Source organism: Labedaea rhizosphaerae (assembly GCF_004362825.1).
Classification (GTDB): Bacteria; Actinomycetota; Actinomycetes; order Mycobacteriales; family Pseudonocardiaceae; genus Labedaea; species Labedaea rhizosphaerae.
Genome location: NZ_SNXZ01000001.1, coordinates 1,091,917 through 1,109,677, shown reverse-complemented (window position 1 = coordinate 1,109,677; position 17,761 = coordinate 1,091,917). Strand labels below are relative to the sequence as shown.

Below are 17,761 nucleotides of genomic sequence, written 5' to 3'. Positions count from 1 at the left end.
GCAAACCTAACTTGCCTCGGCTCGCAGCGAAAGTCCTGCCGGACAACTCGCCCGAAATGGTTACGCTTGCGGCCCGGCGAGGAAGGGCTCATGAGCGAGTCATCGAACACCCCGAGCATGCGAGGTATCGCGTGAACCAGCATGCCGAGCACGAGGTCCCCGCGGTCGAACCCGCCGGGGACGCCCCGGCGGCGGCCGACCCGGCCACCGAGTGGGCCCTACGCGCCCTGCGCGCGTCGGTGCTGGCCCCCGCCATCCTGAGCATGATCGCCATCGTGGTCGCGATCGCCGTCGGCCTCGCGGGCGTCGCCGAGGTGTTCGTGCTGGTCATCGCGTTCGCCGGGGTGCTCGGCCTGAGCGCGGGCGCGCCGGTCACCCTGCGCTGGCTGCACTGGCGGGGACCGGTCCGCACGCTGCTCGACACCCAGCCGTGGCGCCCCGCCGACGTCAGCGTGTTCCGCCCGGCCCGCGGCCGGACGCCGGGCTGCCGGTTGCGCGTGCTCGACGCGAGCGGCGAGCCGGTGTGGCTGAGCGTCGTCGGCCTGGGCTGGAGCGGGCAGCAGGTGCTCGCCCGCACCGGTCGCGCGTGGTTGGTCGGCCCGGACGCCGAGGGCAACGCGGCCATCCGGTCGAGCGGGCTCGCCGTGCCGATCGCCATGGCGCAGGTGGGGGCGCAGCAGCCGACGGACGTGATCGTCGAGGCCGCGCAGCGGGCGCCTCGTCGTGCCCCCAAGGCCCGCGACGACGTCGTGGTGGCCAACCTGCTCGCCGGGCCGCGGCGCCGGTCGCGCACCGACCTCGTCGCGCCGGTGCTGCTGCTCGTCCTGGCGGTTTTCGTGCTGGTCGCGGTACTGCGCAGCAACCACGCGGTACCGCGCTACGGCGAGATGCTGGGGTGGGCGCTGGCCATCCTGGCCGTGCTCGTCGCGTTCGCCGGCTGGCGGATCGCCCGGCTCCTGCGCACCAGCCGCATCGACCGGATGCTCGCGGCCGGGCCGTGGCGGGCGGTGCCGGTCGACCTCGATGGCGAGCCGGATCCACGCAACCCGCAGCTGCGCGGCAACGCGACCCTGCCCGGCGGCGGCACGGTGGCGGTGTCGGTGCCGAAGGCGGGGTTCGTGCTGACCGCGAACGTCGCCGCGACCGGCCTGCTCTGGGTCGTCGGCGAGCCGGCGGCCGGTCGCCGGACGGTCGCCGGACTGCCGGGTTACCCCTTGCTGGCAGTGGCGACGTTCACTGCCTGAGTTCTGTAGCGCTCGGCGGCCTCGACACGAAAGAACGGGTGTAAGCCGCCGATCCTGGGGAGTTCTGGTCGTGACCGAGCCGGTGATCCCGCGTTACCGGGACAAGCCGACGCATGCGTACGGCATTGCCCGTGGTGCGCTGGTCGACGCGGCTCTGCACAACGTGCGCCAGGTCGCCGCGGTACTCGTCGGGCTGGCCGTGCTGTTCGTCGCCGGCTGGACCGGGTTGTTGCTGGCCGGCGCCCACCCGGTCCGCTGGGGCCAGGTGCTCATGGATGCGACCTTCACGGTCGCCCTGGTGATGCTGCTCGAAGCCGCTCGTCGCGTCCACCTGGTACGCGCGGTGCGCAGGCTGGCCGGCGGCGAGAGGTGGCAGTACGCGGAGGCCCACTGGATCGGCCGGCGCGGGGTGCGTGGTCGCAGGCTGATGGTGCTGTCCGAAGACGGCGCCGCCTGCCTGTGGGTCCGCGACATGAGCCCGGCGACCGAACGCGCCATCGACAACCGCGGCCGGGTGCTGATGCTGCGCCCGGCGCTGGACGGGCGCACGGCCGTGTTCGTGGACCAGCGGGCCACGGTCCTGCTGGCCCGCCTCACCACCTCCGCGAGCTGACCGCTTCCGACTCGGAAAGCCCCCAGCGGGAGCAAAGCCAACCCGCACACCGGATCAGTCCCAGTCCGGGCCCCGCTTGGCCCATGTCCACGCGTAGCGCGGATCTTCGCAGTCGATGGCGCCCTCGCCGAGCTGCAACGGTCGGAACGTGTCGATCATGACGGCGGTCTCGTCGAAGAAGTCCGCGCCGATCGAGCCCTCGGCCGCACCGGGCTGCGGTCCGTGCACCACGCCGGACGGGTGCAGCGAGAGCGACCCGATCCCGATGCCGGAACCCTTGCGTGCCTCGTAGTTCCCGCCCACGTAGAACATCAGCTCGTCGGAGTCGACGTTCGCGTGGTTGTACGGCACGGGGATCGACAGCGGGTGGTAGTCGACCTTGCGCGGCACGAACGAGCACACCACGAAGTTCGGCCCCTCGAACGTCTGGTGCACCGGCGGCGGCTGGTGCACCCGGCCGGTGATCGGCTCGAAGTCGCGGATGTTGAACGCCCACGGGTACAGGCAGCCGTCCCAGCCGACCACGTCGAACGGGTGGTTGGCGTAGGTGACCTTGGTCAGCCCGTTGCGGTTGCGCACGACGACGTCGACGTCCTCGCCCTCGACCAGCAGCGGCTCGTCGGGGCCGCGCAGGTCGCGTTCGCAGTACGGCGCGTGCTCCAGGAACTGGCCCTTCGCCGAGAGGTAGCGCTTGGGCGGCCCGACGTGCCCGGTCGCCTCGGCGACGAAGAGGCGCAGTTCGCCGTCGGGCACCACTCGATAGGTGGTGGACGTCGGGATCACCACGTAGTCGCCGTCGCCGACGGTGAGCGCGCCGTAGACCGTCTCGATCGTGCCCGCGCCGCCCTGCACGTAGAGCAGTTCGTCGCCGGTGGCGTTGCGGTAGAGCGGGCTCGGCTCGTCGGCGACGGTGAACGAGATGACCACGTCGTTGTTGCCGAAGAGGGTGCGCCGGCCGGTGACCGCGTCGGTCGTCCCGCCGAACTTGAGGTCCTGGGTCTTGAAGTGCCGCGGCTTGAGCGGGTGGTTGTCGGCGAACGCGCCGCGGGTGTCGTCGAGCACCTCGGCGTTGACCATCGCGGTCGGCAGGAAGCGGTGGTACAGCAGCGCGGAGTCCGAGGAGAAGCCTTCGACGCCCATCAGCTCCTCGGCGTACAGGCCACCCTGGGGCGACCGGAACTGCGTGTGGCGCTTCGGCGGGATTTCCCCGACCTTCCGGTAGTACGGCACCGTTCCCCTCCGTCTGTCCGATTATCGGACACATGTGTTCGGATTCGTTCCCATCCAGGGTGACACCACTGTCAAGCTGGGGGCTGTAACACTGCTTGGGGGATCTGGCACGCTCGTCCGACGAGAGGCCGGCGGCTACGTCCGATAGTCGAACGTCTTTGTTCAGTAGGCGATACGCTAGCGTGTCAACCGTGTCAAGCGCAGCAGAACTCCGCCCATCCGGCCCGCGCGGCATACCGCCCCTGCTTGCCCGGCTCGTCGACGACGCCGCGCTGTTCCCGCCGGGGAACGCGACCATGCCGGACGCGGTGCGCGCGCACCTCGACGGACGGGCCGGTGAGCACGCCGGCGTCATGGGGCTGTTCCTGTGCCACGCGTCCCGGCTGCCCGAGTTGATCACCGAGCTGATCAAGGCCAAGCCGGTCAAGCCGGTGGGTCTGTCGCTGGTGATCGACACCGGGCTCGGCGGCGTGCCGAAGGCCCTGTCCATCGTCGAGTCGCGCACCGAGATCCTCGCGCTGCGCATGGTCGAGATGCCCGCACCGTCCGATGTGGACGACGTGTGGCTCGAGCGGGTCTCGGAGTTCGTGCCCGAGGACGTGATCCGGGTGATCGAGCCACGTCGCGGGGGCGCCGAGTGGCTCGAGGGCATCCGCCGGGTGATCGGGCACGGCAGCTGGCCGAAGCTGCGCTGCGGTGGCCTGTCGAGCCAGGCGTTCCCGTCGATCGACGAGATCGCCGACTTCCTGGCCGTGGTCAACAGCGGTGGCGCGTCGTTCAAGGCGACCGCGGGCCTGCACAACGCCGTGCGGCACACCGACGAGCAGACCGGCTTCACCCACCACGGCTTCCTCAACCTGCTCGTGGCCACCGCCCGTTCGCTGGGCGGCGGTGACGTCAAGGAGGCGCTCGCGGAGACCGACGGCGAGAAGCTCGCCGCCGAGGCCGCGAACCTGTCCGACCAGAACGCCCACGCGGTGCGCGCGGTGTTCGCCTCCTACGGCTCGTGCTCGCTGACCGACCCGTTGAACGACCTGACCGGGCTGGGGCTGCTGTGACCTGGATCGACGACCCGGCTTTCGACACCCGCCAGCCGTTCGGGCCGCAGACGCTGCCCTACGGCGTGATCGAGACCGAGGACGGCACGGGCGTCGCCGTCCGGGTCGGCGACCACGCGTTGCCGCTGGCCCCGCTCGCCGACCGCCTCGGCGAGGAGGTCGCCGCGCCGACCCTCGACCCGCTGCTGGCCGCCGGGCGCCCGGCGTGGACCACGCTGCGGGCCAAGCTGACCGAACTGGTCGGCCAGGGCACGGCGCCCACCGGCGCCAAGCTGCTGCCGCTGGCCGAGGTGCGCAACCGGCTGGCCTTCACGGTCGGCGACTACGTGGACTTCTATTCGTCGCGCCACCACGCGGTGAACATGGGCCGGTTGTTCCGGCCCGACGGCGAGCCGCTGCTGCCGAACTGGACCCACCTGCCGGTCGGCTACCACGGCCGCGCGGGCACGGTCGTGGTGTCGGGCACCGACGTCCGGCGCCCGCACGGCCAGCGCCGCGGCGAGGACGGCCCGGAGTTCGGCCCGACCCAGCGCCTGGACATCGAGGCCGAGGTCGGTTTCGTGTGCGGTGGCCCGGTGACCGGCCGGGTCTCCACGTCGTCCGCGCCCGATCACATCTTCGGCGTCGGCCTGGTCAACGACTGGACCGCGCGGGACGTGCAGGGCTGGGAGAACCAGCCGCTCGGCCCGTTCCTGGGCAAGTCGTTCGCCACGTCGATCTCGGCGTGGATCACCCCGCTGGACGCGCTCGCCGTGGCCCGCGTGCCGGTGCCGCCGATGGGCCACAAGCTGCTGGACTACCTGGTCGACGACCAGCCGTGGGGTCTGGACCTGCGGCTGGAGGTCGCGTGGAACGGCAGCGTCGTGTCCACGCCGAGCTTCGCCGACATGTCGTACTCGTGCACCCAGCAGCTGGCGCACATGACGGTCAACGGCGCGACCGTGCGGCCGGGTGACTTGTTCGCCTCGGGCACCGTGTCGGGTCCGGACCGCGAAGAGTGGGGCAGCTTCATGGAGCTCTCCCGCGCGGGCAAGGACAAGATCAAGCTGGCCGGCGGCGTCGAGCGCACGTTCCTCGAGGACGGCGACACGGTGACGATCACCGCGACCGCGCCGGGTGCGGACGGTGCCGTGGTCGGCATCGCCGAGGTCACCGGAACGATCCTCCCGGCGGAGGACTGACCGGTGCCGCCGCGCGGTGGTCCGTCCGCCCCGGCGCCCGCGGGCAAGGAGAGCTCGCTGACGCTGGACCGGGGCCTCGCGCTGCTGCAGGCCGTGGCCGACGCGGAGACCGACGCCCCGACCATTTCGGACCTCGCGGAGACCATCGGCGCCAGCCGCGCCGCGGTGTACCGGTTGCTGGTTCCCTTGCAGGCCAGGGGATTGGTCCGCCGTGACGGCTCCCGGGTCCGCCTCGGCCTCGGGTTGCTGCAGCTCGCGGCGAGCGTGGCCCCGCAACTGCGCAGCGCGGCCCTGCCCGCGCTGCGTGCCCTGGCCGAACAGGTCGGCGCGACCGCACACCTGACGGTCGCGGATGGCGATGAGGCACAGGCGATCGCGGTCGTGGAGCCGTCGTGGACGGCGTACCACATGGCTTACCGCGCGGGGACAAGGCATTCGTTGCGGCGCGGCGCCGCCGGCCGGGCGATGGAGTTGCCGCCGGGCGAGTCGTGGGTGCTGTCCAGCGGCGAACTGCAACCCGCGGCCAACGGCCTTGCCGCACCGGTGCTCGGGGTCGCCGGCCTGCGGGCCAGCGTCGGCGTGGTGACCTTCGAGGACCTGAACGCCGAAGAGGTCGGCCCCTGGGTGGTGGCGGCCGCCGCCGCGGTCACGAAAGCCCTGTCCTGAGTTCCTAGCTCTCCTCGACGATCTCCGCGAAGGCGATCAGCACGCCGCCGGTGGCGTGCTCGAAGGTGGCGCCGACGAGGTCGCCGGCCTCGGCCACGGCCGCGCTGGCCGCCGCGTAGTCGGTGAAGTACAGGTCCAGCAGGCGGTAGGCCGGGGTCGGGCTGCCGTCCTCCTTGGGCCAGACCTTCGACGCCTGCAGCCGGACCAGGCCGGGGAGCTTGCGGGCGAGCGCGAGCTGGTCCGGGTAGGCGGCCTCGAAGGCGTCCGGATCGGTGGGGTTGGAGTAGATGAAGCTGATCTTGGTCGCGGTGTCTTGCGCGGTCATGGATGATCTCCTGGTTTGGTTGGTGCCGTTGGGAAAAACGTAGCCAGAGGAACGGGGGACGGCCATGACCGCGCCGCCGGGAGACCTTGCAGATCGTCCAAGCCGGACACACGACCTGCTTTCGGAGTTGCTCAGGAGCGTGCGGCTGAGCGGCGAACGGATCGTCGCCCATGCCCCGCCGCCGCCGTTCTCGGTCGGGTTCACCGGGGTCGGCAGCCTGCACATCGTCGACGAGGGCGACCTCACGCTGCGCATCGACGGTCACCCGCGCGACGAGCGGCTGAGCGCAGGCGATCTCGTCTTGTTGCCGCGCGGCGACACGCACCACCTCAGCGCCGACGACCCGGCCGTCGCGGCGCGGTGGCTCTGCGGCACGTTCACGATCGGCGACCCGCGGGCGAGCCACCTGCTGGGCAGCCTCCCGCCCGTGATCGTCCTGCGTGGCGAGGGCGGGCCGGCCCTCGAAGGGCTCGAAGTGGCCCGCCGGATGCTCGTGTTGGAGATGGAGTCGCCCACGCAGGGCTCGGCGGTGATGGTCGCGCGCATCCTCGACCTGCTCTTCATCCAGATCCTGCGGGCCTGGGCCGCGAGCGCGGCCGAACCGAACTGGCTCGCCGCGGCGCTGGACCCGCAGATCGGGCCGGCGCTGAGCGCCATGCACCGGACGCCCGGTCGCGAGTGGACGGTCGAGGACCTCGCGCGTGAGTGCGCCTTGTCCCGCTCGGCGTTCGCCGCGCGGTTCGTGGCGGGCGTCGGGATACCACCCGCCACCTACCTCGCGCACGTGCGGCTGGACGCCGCCACCGACCTGCTGCGCGGCACGTCCCTGCCGGTCGCGCTCATCGCGAAGAACGTCGGCTACACCTCAGAGGCGGCCTTCAGCCGCGCCTTCAAGAACCACCACGGCAGCGCACCGGCCCACTGGCGCCGCGACGCCCGGGCGAAGCTCCGGTAACCACCGCACGGCAAAGGCACGCGACACCTCGGTGGCGTCGATCACCGAACAATCTTCCAGGAGTCCGGAACCGTGGACCTCCCCGCGTCGTCGTAGCTCACGGGACACAGGGGAATGGCCGGGGAAGCCGCAGGGTGGTTCTCGTTCATCGAGGGGGAGCGAGAACCACCCGCGGTGGTCGCCACGTCAGCCGGCGATCGCCTCCACCGCCGCGATGATCGCGAAGACGATGAACACCGCCGCCGCGCCGCGCTGGATGAAGTGCGCCGGGACTCGGTCGCGGATGGTCCGGCCCACCACCAAGGCCAAAGTGGTCACCACCATCAACGCCAGGAACGCGCCCAGGAACACCATCACCGGGTGGTCGTAGTGCGCCGCCACGCCGATCGCGGTCACCTGGGACGCGTCGCCCCACTCGGCGGTGAACAGCAACACGAACGACGCGCCCGCCGCCTTCAGCACCGGCGTCGCCGCACGCAGCTCCGCGCCGTTCGACGCTTCCGGGGAGGGTTCCTCGAGGCTCTCGCGGATCAACAGCACCGCGCCGATCGCGAACAACACGGCCACGGCGCCGGCCACGATCCTGGTCGGCAGCAACGTGATCGCGCTGCCCAACCCGACGGCGATCGCCGCCTGCAACACGAAGGCCACCGCGGCCCCGGCGAACACCGCGCGCGCCCGGTACCGAGTGGACAGCACCAACGTCAGCGCGGTCGTCTTGTCCGGCAGTTCCAACAGGAACACCGCGGCGAACGCCGCGAAGAATGCCGCCAGCACCACATCTCCATTCCGTCTCGCCCGGACGGAAGGAGGCAGGTTGTCTCCGACCAGGCACACGTGCAACCCGGCCGGAGGTCTCGTTCGCCCGCGTGAGCGGGTGAGGCACCGGATCCGAAGTGTCGGATGGCTCGCTCGCAAGCTCGCTCACGCCGGATCAGTATGTCGATGTCCTCGCCGGGCCGCCCGCAAGAGGCGGCCGTGGGAACTACTCCCCTCTGGCAGGTCCGAGTCTACCCGGGACTTACGTCCCGGCCGAGCGGGACCGCGGGACCTGTCGTGCGACCTTCACCACGGGCAGAGTCGATCACGTGGATGTCCTGAGCCTCGCGCGGTGGCAGTTCGGCATCACCACCGTCTACCACTTCCTGATGGTCCCGCTGACCATCGGCCTCTCCGTCCTGGTCGCGGGCATGCAGACGGCGTGGGTGCGCACCGGCAAGGTCCGCTACCTGAGCATGACCAAGTTCTGGGGCAAGCTCCTGCTGGTCAACTTCGCCATGGGCGTGGTCACCGGCATCGTCCAGGAGTTCCAGTTCGGGATGACCTGGAGCGCCTACTCCCGCTTCGTCGGCGACGTGTTCGGCGCGCCGTTGGCCATGGAGGGGCTCGTCGCCTTCTTCATCGAGTCGACGTTCCTGGGCTTGTGGATCTTCGGCTGGGACCGGCTGCCCAAGCGTGTCCACCTGGCCTGCGCGTGGGCGTTCTCCCTGGCCAGCCTCGCCTCCGCCTACTTCATCCTCGCGGCCAACTCGTGGATGCAGCACCCGGTCGGCGTCACCTTCACCGACGGCAAGCCGCGACTGGAGTCGATCTGGTCGGTGCTCGGCAACAGCACCGCGCTGTCGGCGATCCCGCACACCATTTCCGGCGCTTTCGCGGTGGCGGGCGCGTTCCTGCTCGGCATCGCCGCGTTCCGGTTGGCCCGCAAGCACAGCGACGAGGACAAGCAGGTCTGGCGCGCGTCGCTCAAGCTCGGCGGCGTGGTCGCGGTCGTGGCGTTCGCCGCGGTGGCGATCACCGGCGACCGGCAGGGCCAGCTCATGTTCGAGCAGCAGCCGATGAAGATGGCGTCGGCGGAAGCCTTGTGCCACACCGAAGCACCGGCATCGTTCTCCATCCTCGCCATCGGCGACGTGAACCGGCCGGACTGCGAGAACGTCAAGTCCATCACGCTGCCCGCGTTGCTGTCGGTGCTGGCGCACCACGACCTCACCACCGAGGTGAAGGGCGTGCAGGAGCTGATCCCGCTCTACCAAGCCAAATACGGCACCAACTACCCGGTCGACCCGCAGCTGGGCGAGCTGTCCGGCAAGCCCATCGACTACGTGCCGAACCTGCCCGTCACCTATTGGGGCTTCCGCCTGATGATCGGCTTCGGGGCGCTCTCGGCGTTCGGCGCGCTGGTCGCGTTGTGGTTGACCCGCAAGGGCCGGTTCCCTCGAGCTGGGACCACGCTGGGCCGCTGGTTCCCGCGGCTGGCCCTGCTGGGCATCGCGGCGCCGTTCCTGGCCAACAGTCTCGGCTGGATCTTCACCGAGATGGGCCGCCAGCCGTTCGTCGTGGCCCCCAATCCGTCCGGTGTGGACGGGGTGTGGATGTTCACCGCCCGCGCCGTGTCCGGGCTGAGCGTCGGCGAGGTGCTGACCTCGTTGATCGCGCTGACCGCGGTCTACGGCGTGTTGGCGGTGGTCGAGGTCGTCCTGATCCGCCGGTACGTGCTGGCCGGCCTGCCGGAACCGGAAGCCGAGGAGGAGGCCGAGGGTGACCACCTCGCGTTCGCTTACTAGGAGCCCACGATGACGCTTCCCGTGCTCTGGTTCTGCATCGTCGCCGTGTTCTGGCTCGGCTACCTCTTCCTGGAGGGCTTCGACTTCGGCGTCGGCATGCTGCTGCCGGTGCTCGGCCGCGACGACCGCGAGCGGCGCGTGCTGATCAACACCATCGGCCCGGTCTGGGACGGCAACGAGGTGTGGCTGATCGTCGCGATCGGCGCCACGTTCGCGGCCTTCCCGGCCTGGTACGCGGGCTTGCTGAGCGCCGCTTACCTACCGGTGTTGCTGATCCTGCTCGGCCTGATCGGGCGGGGCGTGGCCTTCGAGTATCGCGGCAAGGTCGACTCGGCGCGGTGGCGGCGGACGTGGGACCGGATCATCGTGATCGGCTCGCTGGTGCCGTCACTGGGCATCGGGCTGCTGCTGTCGGCGACCTTCCTCGGCCTGCCGCTGGACGCCGCGGGCAACCGCGACGGTTCGCCGCTCGCCGCGCTGCGCTGGGACACGGCTCTGGGTGCGCTGGCGTTCGCCGGGTTCGCGCTGGTGCACGGCGCGACGTTCATCGCGTTGAAGACCGACGGGTCGATCCGCCGCCGGGCCCGCGTGCTGGGCAGCCGCATCGGGCTGGTCACGCTGCTCCCGCTGGTCGCGCTGGCCCTGCTCGTGCAGCTCGAACGCGGCTCGGCGTGGCTGTGGCCGGTGCTCGGTCTCGGCGTGCTGGCCGGGGCCGCGGCCCTGGCTCGGTTGCGTGCCGCCCGGGAGGGGCAAGCGTTTGCCTTGCTGGGCGTGCTGCTCGCCTGCGCGGTCGTGACGTTGTTCGGCGCGCTCTACCCGGACGTGCTCCCGTCCACACTGGACAGCGGGTACTCGTTGACCGTGGCCGGTGCGGCGTCGAGCCCCTACACGCTCGGGGTGATGAGCTGGGTCGGGCTGATCGGGTTGCCCGTCGTGCTGCTCTACCAAGGCTGGACCTACTGGGTGTTCCGCAAGCGCATCGCCACCCACAACATCCCGGCAGGTCACTGATGAACGCCTCGGATCGCCGTCCACCCGCCCTTGTGCGGTCCGGGGGCCCGCTCGGCGCGCTGCCCGCACTGTCCGGTGCGGCGCGCCGAGCGCTGGCGGGCATCGCCGCGCTCTCCGCGTTGACCGCTGTTTCCGCGGTGGCGCAGGCGTTGGCGCTGGCCCAGCTGATCGCGGCCGTGGTCGGCGGGCGGCCGTGGCCGAGCGGCTGGCTGGCCGTGCTGGCGGCCGCGGTCGTCGTCCGAGCTGTGCTGACCTGGGCCACCCAGGTGGTCGCGGCCCGCGCGGCGGCGGGCACCAAGGCGGAGCTGCGAGCGTCGCTTGTGGACAGTGCGGTGCGCCGCGGGCCGGAGTGGATCGCCGCTCGCGGGCCCGCCGAGCTGACCGCGTTGGGCACCCGCGGCCTGGACGCGTTGGACGCCTACTTCGCGCAGTACCTGCCCGCCTTGGTGGCCGCGGCCGTGCTACCCGTGGCGATCGGCTTCGCGATCCTGGTGGCCGACCCGCTGTCCGCGGTGCTGGTCGCCGTGACAGTCCCGTTGATCCCGGTCTTCGCGATCCTGGTCGGCAAGTACACCCAGGGCCGGGTCGGCGAACTGGCCGACGCCGAACAGCGCATGTCCGGCCGGTTGCTGGAGCTGATCAAGGCGTTGCCGGTGCTGGTCGCGTTCCGCCGGGCCGACGCCCAGGTCACGGCCGTGCGCCGGGTGTCGGAGCGGCACCGCGCGGCGACCATGGCGACGTTGCGCGTGGCGTTCAGCTCGGCGGTGGTGCTCGAACTCGTCTCGACGTTGTCCGTCGCGTTGGTCGCGGTGGCGATCGGCCTGCGGCTCGTCGGCGGCGACCTGGGGCTGGCCACCGGCTTGTTCGTGCTGGTCCTGGCGCCGGAGTGCTACCTGCCGCTGCGGGCCGCGGGTGCCGCCCACCACGCGAGCGAGGACGGCGTCGAGGCGGTGCGCCGGGTCGCCGACCTGCTGGTCGACCCGCCGGCCGGTGGGCACCCCCTGCCCCGCGGTGAGGTCCGCATCTCGGGCCTGCGGGTCGATCGCCGCGCCATGACCCCGGTGACCTGCACCGTCCGCCCGGGTGGGATCACCCGCCTCGACCTGCCGAGCGGCGCGGGCAAGTCCACGGCGATCGCCGCCCTGCTGGGCTTCGCGCCACCGTCCGACGGCCGGATCACCGTGGCCGGTGTCGACCTGGCCGGCGCCGACCTGGCCGCGTGGCGGCGCTCGATCGCGTGGGTGCCGCAGCGCCCCGCCTTCACCGGCGCCACCGTCCGCGACGAACTCGAACTGGCCGTTCCCGAGGCGCTGACCAGCGAGATCACGGAATTGTCGGTGGCATTGGGTATCAATGCGTTGCTGGGCCGCGGCACGGCCGAGCTGTCGACGGGGGAGCGGCAGCGCGTGGCCGTGGCGCGGGCGTTGCTGCGTGCTCGGCATGGCGCGTGGCTGCTGGTGCTCGACGAGCCGACCGCGCACCTGGACCCGCGTCATGCCGCCGCTGTGCAGGCGCAGGTGCAGCGGGCGGCGGACGCGGGGGCCGCCGTGCTGCTGGCCAGCCATCGGGCCACCGCCCCGGGGGAAGGGCCCGCGCGGACCGGACCGCCGTCAGGCGAGCTCCGGTCCGCGCGGGAGCCCGGCCGCGCCCGCCTGCGGTCGCTGGTCAGCGCCCGCCTGCTCACCGCCGCCCTGCTGGGCGCCCTGGCCCTGGCCGCCGGGGTGGCCCTGACGGCGACGTCCGCCTGGCTGATCGCCACGGCGTCCCAGCGTCCGCCGATCCTGACCCTGTCGGTGGCCATCGTCGGCGTGCGGGCCTTCGGCCTGGCCAAGGCCGGCCTCCGCTACGCCGAACGCCTGATGACCCACGACGCCGCGCTCAGGACGGCCACGGTCCTGCGCGAAAGCTTGTGGCACAAGGTGATCCGCCTCGGTGCGGCCGCGCCCCAGCCCGCCGAGGCCGCCCGCCGCCTGGTCGACGACGTGACCACGGTCCGCGACCTGACCCCACGCGTGCTGACCCCGCCGTTGATCGCCTTGGGCGTCACCACCCTCGCGGTCGCCGTCCAGTGGGCGGTCCTGCCCACGGCGGGCCTGGCGCTCTTGGCGGCGGTGCTGATCGCCGGTCTGGTGGCGCCTTGGCTGACCGTCCGCCTGGACCGCAAGGCCACGGCGGCCCTCGCCGCCGACCGCCGAGCCGTGGCCACCCGCCTGCTCACCCTGCTGGACGCCGCCCCTGACCTGGTCGCCTACGGCGCCGACGAGCAGGTGCGGGCCGAGCTGGCCGCGTTGGACGAAGACCTGACCAGGCGAGCCCGCCGCCAGGCCTTCGGCGCCGGTGCGGGAGCAGGCCTGGTCGTCCTGGCCATGGGGCTGGCCGCGTTGACGGGGGCGTGGCTGGGCGTCGGATCCGGTGTCCTGGTAGCCGTCCTGGCCTTGGTGCCTCTGGCCCTGACCGAAGCGCTGGCGCCTTTGCCCGGCGCCGCCCAGCACCTGGGCTCGCTACGCACGGCCCTGACCAGCATCACGCTTCCGGAACGGGCCGACCGCACGCCACAACCGAGATCGCGGCCGACGTCGCGGGACATCGAACTCGTCGGCGTCGACGTGCGGTGGCCGGGCGCCGACCAACCCGCGCTGCGCAACCTGACGATCACCATCCCCGAAGGCACGCACGTTGCCGTCGTCGGCGAGTCCGGCGCGGGCAAGTCCACCCTGTTGGCCCTGCTCCTCGGCTTCCTGGACCCCGAGCGCGGCACCGCAGGCCGACCCGAGCGCGTCGCGTGGTGCCCGCAAGAACCGCACCTGGTCGCCACCACCGTCCGGGAGAACCTGCGCCTCGCCGACCCCACGGCCACCGACGCCGAACTCGCGGACGCCCTCCGCTCGGCTTGCCTGCCGGCCTGGGTCGATCGCCTCGACGTCGAGCTCGGCGCCGGCGGCAGCGGGACCTCCGGCGGGGAGGCGACGCGCCTCGCCCTGGCGCGGGCCTTGCTGGCCAAGGACGCCGACCTCGTCCTGCTCGACGAACCCACGGCCCACCTCGACGTCCCGACCGCGACCGAACTGCTCGCCGGGCTCCGGGAACGGTTCCGCGGCCGCACCGTCCTGCACGTCACGCACCGCCCTGAGGAAGCCGAGACGGCCGACCTCGTGCTCGACCTTTCCCGTGGCCGCGTCCTGGCGAGGACCTAGTGTTGCGCCTGATGGACCCGACCCTGGCCGCGCGCACGCTGACCGCGTCCACCGAGATCGCCACCGCCGCGCTCGCCGGTGACGACCCGGCGGCGGTGCTCGACCTCGTCGTGCGCAGTGCCGCCGCGCTGGCCGAGGCCGACCTCGGTCTCGTCATGGCGCAGGCGGACGACGGCTCGGTCACGATCGAGGCCGCGCACGGCGGCACGGTCCTGGGCACGTCCCCGCTCGGCCTGGTGCTGTCCAGCCGGTCCTCGGCCGCCCGCGTGGCGCGCAGCGGGGTGCCGATCGTCGTCGACGACGTGACCACCGACCCGCGCACCGCGCCCTTCGTCCCGAAGGAGTTGCGCCAGTACGGGGCGTTCGCGGCGGCGCCGTTCGGCACGCGGGAGCGGAGCCTCGGCGTGCTGACCGTCTACCGCCGTCGGGGCCGCGCGTCGTTCGAGCCGGTCACCGTGGACGTGCTGACGGCGTTCGCCGCGCAGGCCGGCCTGGTCACCGTGCTGTCCGAGGGCTCGGCCGCACGCCAGCGCGTCGACCTGTACGAGGAGCGTGAACGCATCGCGCGCGACCTGCACGACGTGATCGTCCAGCGCCTCTACGGCGCCGGCATGCAGCTGGACCTGTTGGCGCGCAAGCCGACCCGCAAGCTCGCCCGCCGCGACGCCACCCGCCTGGCCGACGCCGTCGACCAGCTGGACGCGGCGATCGCCGACGTGCGCGCGGTCGTCCGCACGCTGCGCGACCCGAACCCGGGCGAGAACCACACCGACCTGGCGGCGTCCGTGCGCGCCGAGGTCGACATCGCCCGGGAACTGCTCGGCTTCGACCCGATCCTGCAACTGCACGGCGACCTGTCCGCGGTGTCGGTCTCGGTCGCCGACGACGCCCGCGCGGCCCTGCGTGAGGCACTGTCCAATGTGGTCAGACATGCGGGCGCCGGCTGGCTCTCGGTCCAGGTGGACATCACCGGCGGGAAGTTGCGGCTGCTGGTCGCCGACGACGGCAGCGGCATCCCGGACGGCGTGACCAAGCGCGGCCTGCGCAACCTGGCGGAGCGCGCCGAACGCGCGGGCGGCACGTTCGAGCTGCGTTCGTCGCCCCGCGGCACCACCGTCGTCTGGCAAGTGCCGGTCTGAACAGCGCTTTAAACCGAAGGGTTGACTCTCGGAGACCTGAAGCCTTAAGGTCGTTTCAACCACAAAGTTGAAAGAGACGAAGATGCCCGCCGACACGCTGTCCCAAGCCTTCGCCGCCCTCGCCGATCCGACGCGGCGCGACATGGTGGCCCGGCTGGCCGACGGCGAAGCGACCGTGAGCCAGCTGGCCGAGCCGTACGAGATGTCGTTGCAAGCGGTCTACAAGCACCTGCGGGTACTCGAAGGCGCCGGGCTCGTCACCCGGCCGCCGGGTCCGCAGCCCCGGCCGGTGCGGCTCGAGGCGCAGGTGCTCGACCTGATGGACGGCTGGATCGAGCGCTACCGCAGGCGTCTCGAGCAGCGCTACCGCCGCCTCGACACCGTCCTCGCGGAGATGGGTGAAGACCATGAACAAGATCATTGAGGCCCGTATAGAAGCCGACCCGAACCTGCCGGTGATCCGGACCGTGCGTGACTTCACGGCCGAGCCGGCGCAACTCTTCCGCGCCCACACCGATCCCGTGTTGTTCGCCAAGTGGGTCGGTCCCGACGCGACCACCACCCGGATCGACGCATGGGACGCCCGCACCGGCGGCAGCTGGCGCTACGTGTCGCTGGTCAACGGTGTGGAGTACGCGTTCCACGGCTGCTTCCACGACGTGCGGCCGGACCGGATCGTGCAGACCTTCACCTTCGAAGGCGAGCCGGAGGGTGTCGTGCTGGAGACGATGTGGTTCGACGACCTGGGCGACGGCCGCACGCGGCTGCGCACACAGTCCCTTGTGGACAGCATCGAGGCCCGCGACGGCCTCCTGCGCTCCGGCATGGAAGTCGGCATCAACGAGGGATACGCCAAGCTGGAGAGGATGTTGAACGATGGCACTGCCTGAGCAGCCGGCCGCGCGCCACCGCGCGGTCGCGGGAACCTTCACCGAACGCGTTCGCGGTGCCAAGGACTGGGACGCGCCGTCCCCGGTCGAGGACTGGACGGCCCGCGACGTCGTGCGCCACCTGGTCGAGTGGTTCCCGAGCTTCCTGTCCGCGGGCGCCGGCATCGACCTGCCCAAGGGCCCGTCGGTCGACGCGGACCCGGTCGCGGCGTGGCAGGTGCACAGCGATGGCGTGCAGGCCCTGCTCGACGACCCCGAGACGGCGAACCGCGAGCTCACCAACCGCCACATCGGCACGCTCGCGTTGCCGGCCGCGATCGACCAGTTCTACACGTCGGACATCTTCATGCACACGTGGGACCTGTCCCGCGCGACCGGCCAGGACGACCGCCTGGACCAGGACTTCTGCGCCGCGATGCTCGGCGGCATGGAACCGATGGACGACGTCCTGCGCGCGTCGGGCCAGTACGGCCCGCGCGTGGCCGTCCCGGCCGACGCGGATGTCCAAACGCGAATGATCGCCTTCATCGGCCGCGACCCGTTCTGGACCGCCCGCTAGGCCCAGATCCGGCGCAACGGCGCCAAACCCTCCTCGACGTAGGTGGCGATCGGCTGGTCGCCACCGTCGAGGTACCACTGCTCCAACGCCCCGAAGTACCCGAACGCCAACGCGTTCGCGGCCACCCGCGCCTGCGTCGCCGACAGCCCGCCCTTGACCAGCAACGGCACGATCCGCTGGCTCGCCCGGTCGAACGCGGCGCACGCGGCCATCCGCACCGACGGCTCCTTGAAGAACCACCGCACGCGCCGCCACGGGCCCGGTCCGTCGTCCGGCGTCTCGTAGGCGAAGACCGCGCGCAGCAGGCTGCCGACGGGGTCGCGCGCGTCGACGACCTCCTCGAGCCCTTCCTGGCTCAGTGTGTCGAACTCGTCGGCGACGATCAGCCCTTCCTTGGTGCCGAAGAACCGGTAGACCGAGGACGCCGACACCTCGGCCGCCGCGGCGATCTCCTCGATGGTGACGCCGTCGAACCCGCGCTCGTCGAACAGGTCCAGCGCGCGCTCCTGGATCGTGCGCCGCGCTTCGCGCCGCCAGCGTTCCCGCAGACCAGTAGCCATGTGATCAGGCTATCAGCAAGTCACTGTCTGAATGAGTTTGACTGTCTATTGGAGCGTTCGTACAGTCGCTAGCTATGAGACAGTCACTTTCTGAAAGGGCGATCGTGGTCGCCGTCGCGCTGCCGGTCGTCCTCGTCGTCGCCGCCGTGATCGACCAGGTCGGCGGCCGGACCCTCGCCGAACACGCCACCGCCATGTACGCACCGCACGGCGAACAGCCCAGCTCCGGCCTGCTGTACGGGCTGATCTACACGGTCGCCGTGGTCGGCGCGCTGCTCTGGCTGGTCGTGCTGAGGCCCGCCCGCAACCACCGCCGCTCGGCGCCGGTGCTGGCTGTGGTCATGACCGTGCTCACCGCGGCGCTCGCATTGCTGCTGCTCGTCTCCGCCGAATACGGCTCGACGATCTACCCGCCGCTGTGGGGGATCCTGGCCCTGCTGCCCGCCGTCGCCGGCGTGGTCGCGTCCGCGTCGCTCTTCCGCCGATCACGTGCCTGAGCCAGGCAAGACGTGAAATCAGGGGTTTGCGAAAGTGTTCTAGATCACTCGATCTGCTGTGGCTGCTTCGGA

General features: G+C 71.7%; 18 protein-coding genes. 14 read left to right on the top strand and 4 right to left on the bottom strand.

The window, feature by feature from the left end; all coding sequences use genetic code 11:
* The first annotated feature begins 131 nt into the window (after positions 1-131).
* Together EV186_RS05060 and EV186_RS05055 are read left to right on the top strand one after the other, a co-directional pair.
* Positions 132-1,244, top strand: coding sequence for a hypothetical protein (locus EV186_RS05060; protein WP_133847879.1), 1,113 nt, complete (start codon positions 132-134; stop codon positions 1,242-1,244).
* A gap of 70 nt (positions 1,245-1,314) precedes the next feature.
* Positions 1,315-1,857 (top strand): hypothetical protein, encoded by a 543-nt coding sequence (locus tag EV186_RS05055; protein WP_133847878.1) that lies wholly within the window; start codon positions 1,315-1,317, stop codon positions 1,855-1,857.
* Positions 1,858-1,911: 54 nt separating this feature from the next.
* On the opposite strand, the gene EV186_RS05050 is transcribed toward EV186_RS05055, so the two are convergent.
* Positions 1,912-3,087: a homogentisate 1,2-dioxygenase gene (locus EV186_RS05050; RefSeq protein WP_133847877.1), complete on the bottom strand. Its 1,176-nt coding sequence runs from the start codon at positions 3,085-3,087 to the stop codon at positions 1,912-1,914.
* A gap of 191 nt (positions 3,088-3,278) precedes the next feature.
* On the opposite strand from EV186_RS05050, the gene EV186_RS05045 reads away from it, so the two are divergent.
* Genes EV186_RS05045 through EV186_RS05035 form a run of 3 tightly spaced genes read left to right on the top strand, consistent with a single transcriptional unit; the run spans position 3,279 to position 5,992 of the window.
* Positions 3,279-4,145 carry a hypothetical protein gene (locus tag EV186_RS05045; RefSeq protein ID WP_166659023.1) on the top strand — a complete coding sequence of 289 codons (867 nt, stop codon included), beginning with the start codon at positions 3,279-3,281 and terminating at the stop codon, positions 4,143-4,145.
* Positions 4,142-5,326 carry a fumarylacetoacetate hydrolase family protein gene (locus EV186_RS05040; RefSeq protein WP_133847876.1) on the top strand — a complete coding sequence of 395 codons (1,185 nt, stop codon included), beginning with the start codon at positions 4,142-4,144 and terminating at the stop codon, positions 5,324-5,326. The genes EV186_RS05045 and EV186_RS05040 overlap by 4 nt, the downstream gene beginning before the upstream one ends.
* Before the next feature lie 3 nt (positions 5,327-5,329).
* Positions 5,330-5,992 (top strand): helix-turn-helix domain-containing protein, encoded by a 663-nt coding sequence (locus tag EV186_RS05035; RefSeq protein ID WP_133847875.1) that lies wholly within the window; start codon positions 5,330-5,332, stop codon positions 5,990-5,992.
* Between the two features lie 4 nt (positions 5,993-5,996).
* Here EV186_RS05035 and EV186_RS05030 read toward each other — a convergent pair whose 3' ends face one another.
* Positions 5,997-6,317 carry an EthD family reductase gene (locus EV186_RS05030; protein ID WP_133847874.1) on the bottom strand — a complete coding sequence of 107 codons (321 nt, stop codon included), beginning with the start codon at positions 6,315-6,317 and terminating at the stop codon, positions 5,997-5,999.
* A gap of 64 nt (positions 6,318-6,381) precedes the next feature.
* Here EV186_RS05030 and EV186_RS05025 point away from each other — a divergent pair, with 64 nt between their 5' ends.
* On the top strand, positions 6,382-7,272 hold the full coding sequence (locus tag EV186_RS05025; protein ID WP_133847873.1) for an AraC family transcriptional regulator: 891 nt from the start codon (positions 6,382-6,384) through the stop codon (positions 7,270-7,272).
* A 186-nt stretch (positions 7,273-7,458) separates the two neighbouring features.
* Here EV186_RS05025 and EV186_RS05020 read toward each other — a convergent pair whose 3' ends face one another.
* Positions 7,459-8,049 (bottom strand): TMEM165/GDT1 family protein, encoded by a 591-nt coding sequence (locus EV186_RS05020; RefSeq protein WP_243753816.1) that lies wholly within the window; start codon positions 8,047-8,049, stop codon positions 7,459-7,461.
* A 311-nt stretch (positions 8,050-8,360) separates the two neighbouring features.
* Here EV186_RS05020 and EV186_RS05015 point away from each other — a divergent pair, with 311 nt between their 5' ends.
* The 7 genes from EV186_RS05015 (at position 8,361) to EV186_RS04985 (ending at position 16,632) form a co-directional block, all read left to right on the top strand.
* Entirely contained in the window at positions 8,361-9,839 is a 1,479-nt protein-coding gene (locus EV186_RS05015; protein WP_133847871.1) for a cytochrome ubiquinol oxidase subunit I, read from the top strand.
* 9 nt (positions 9,840-9,848) lie between these two features.
* A complete protein-coding gene (cydB, locus tag EV186_RS05010; protein ID WP_133847870.1) occupies positions 9,849-10,850 on the top strand; it encodes a cytochrome d ubiquinol oxidase subunit II in 1,002 nt (333 codons plus the stop codon).
* A complete protein-coding gene (cydD, locus tag EV186_RS05005) occupies positions 10,850-14,044 on the top strand; it encodes a thiol reductant ABC exporter subunit CydD (protein ID WP_133847869.1) in 3,195 nt (1,064 codons plus the stop codon). The genes cydB and cydD overlap by 1 nt, the downstream gene beginning before the upstream one ends.
* Before the next feature lie 11 nt (positions 14,045-14,055).
* The gene (locus tag EV186_RS05000; protein ID WP_133847868.1) at positions 14,056-15,183 is read left to right on the top strand and encodes a GAF domain-containing sensor histidine kinase; all 1,128 of its coding nucleotides are present in this window, start codon (positions 14,056-14,058) and stop codon (positions 15,181-15,183) included.
* Between the two features lie 82 nt (positions 15,184-15,265).
* Positions 15,266-15,607 (top strand): ArsR/SmtB family transcription factor, encoded by a 342-nt coding sequence (locus EV186_RS04995; RefSeq protein WP_133847867.1) that lies wholly within the window; start codon positions 15,266-15,268, stop codon positions 15,605-15,607.
* Positions 15,591-16,073, top strand: coding sequence for an SRPBCC family protein (locus EV186_RS04990; protein WP_133847866.1), 483 nt, complete (start codon positions 15,591-15,593; stop codon positions 16,071-16,073). The genes EV186_RS04995 and EV186_RS04990 overlap by 17 nt, the downstream gene beginning before the upstream one ends.
* Complete coding sequence (locus EV186_RS04985; RefSeq protein ID WP_133847865.1) at positions 16,060-16,632, top strand: TIGR03086 family metal-binding protein; 573 nt, start codon at positions 16,060-16,062, stop codon at positions 16,630-16,632. The genes EV186_RS04990 and EV186_RS04985 overlap by 14 nt, the downstream gene beginning before the upstream one ends.
* On the opposite strand, the gene EV186_RS04980 is transcribed toward EV186_RS04985, so the two are convergent.
* Positions 16,629-17,192 carry a TetR/AcrR family transcriptional regulator gene (locus tag EV186_RS04980; protein WP_133847864.1) on the bottom strand — a complete coding sequence of 188 codons (564 nt, stop codon included), beginning with the start codon at positions 17,190-17,192 and terminating at the stop codon, positions 16,629-16,631. The genes EV186_RS04985 and EV186_RS04980 overlap by 4 nt on opposite strands.
* A gap of 74 nt (positions 17,193-17,266) precedes the next feature.
* Between EV186_RS04980 and EV186_RS04975 the strand changes: the two genes are divergently transcribed.
* Entirely contained in the window at positions 17,267-17,689 is a 423-nt protein-coding gene (locus tag EV186_RS04975; RefSeq protein WP_133847863.1) for a hypothetical protein, read from the top strand.
* The last annotated feature ends 72 nt before the right edge of the window (positions 17,690-17,761 follow it).

Excerpts from the sequence above, each read along its gene's own strand:
- EV186_RS05000 (WP_133847868.1), top strand. The coding sequence starts at position 14,056 with ATGGACCCGACCCTGGCCGCGCGCACGCTGACCGCGTCCACCGAGATC.
- EV186_RS04975 (WP_133847863.1), top strand. The coding sequence starts at position 17,267 with ATGAGACAGTCACTTTCTGAAAGGGCGATCGTGGTCGCCGTCGCGCTG.
- cydB (WP_133847870.1), top strand. The coding sequence starts at position 9,849 with ATGACGCTTCCCGTGCTCTGGTTCTGCATCGTCGCCGTGTTCTGGCTC.
- EV186_RS04985 (WP_133847865.1), top strand. The coding sequence starts at position 16,060 with ATGGCACTGCCTGAGCAGCCGGCCGCGCGCCACCGCGCGGTCGCGGGA.
- EV186_RS05030 (WP_133847874.1), bottom strand. The coding sequence starts at position 6,317 with ATGACCGCGCAAGACACCGCGACCAAGATCAGCTTCATCTACTCCAAC.
- EV186_RS05025 (WP_133847873.1), top strand. The coding sequence starts at position 6,382 with ATGACCGCGCCGCCGGGAGACCTTGCAGATCGTCCAAGCCGGACACAC.
- EV186_RS04990 (WP_133847866.1), top strand. The coding sequence starts at position 15,591 with ATGAACAAGATCATTGAGGCCCGTATAGAAGCCGACCCGAACCTGCCG.
- EV186_RS04980 (WP_133847864.1), bottom strand. The coding sequence starts at position 17,192 with ATGGCTACTGGTCTGCGGGAACGCTGGCGGCGCGAAGCGCGGCGCACG.
- EV186_RS04995 (WP_133847867.1), top strand. The coding sequence starts at position 15,266 with ATGCCCGCCGACACGCTGTCCCAAGCCTTCGCCGCCCTCGCCGATCCG.
- cydD (WP_133847869.1), top strand. The coding sequence starts at position 10,850 with ATGAACGCCTCGGATCGCCGTCCACCCGCCCTTGTGCGGTCCGGGGGC.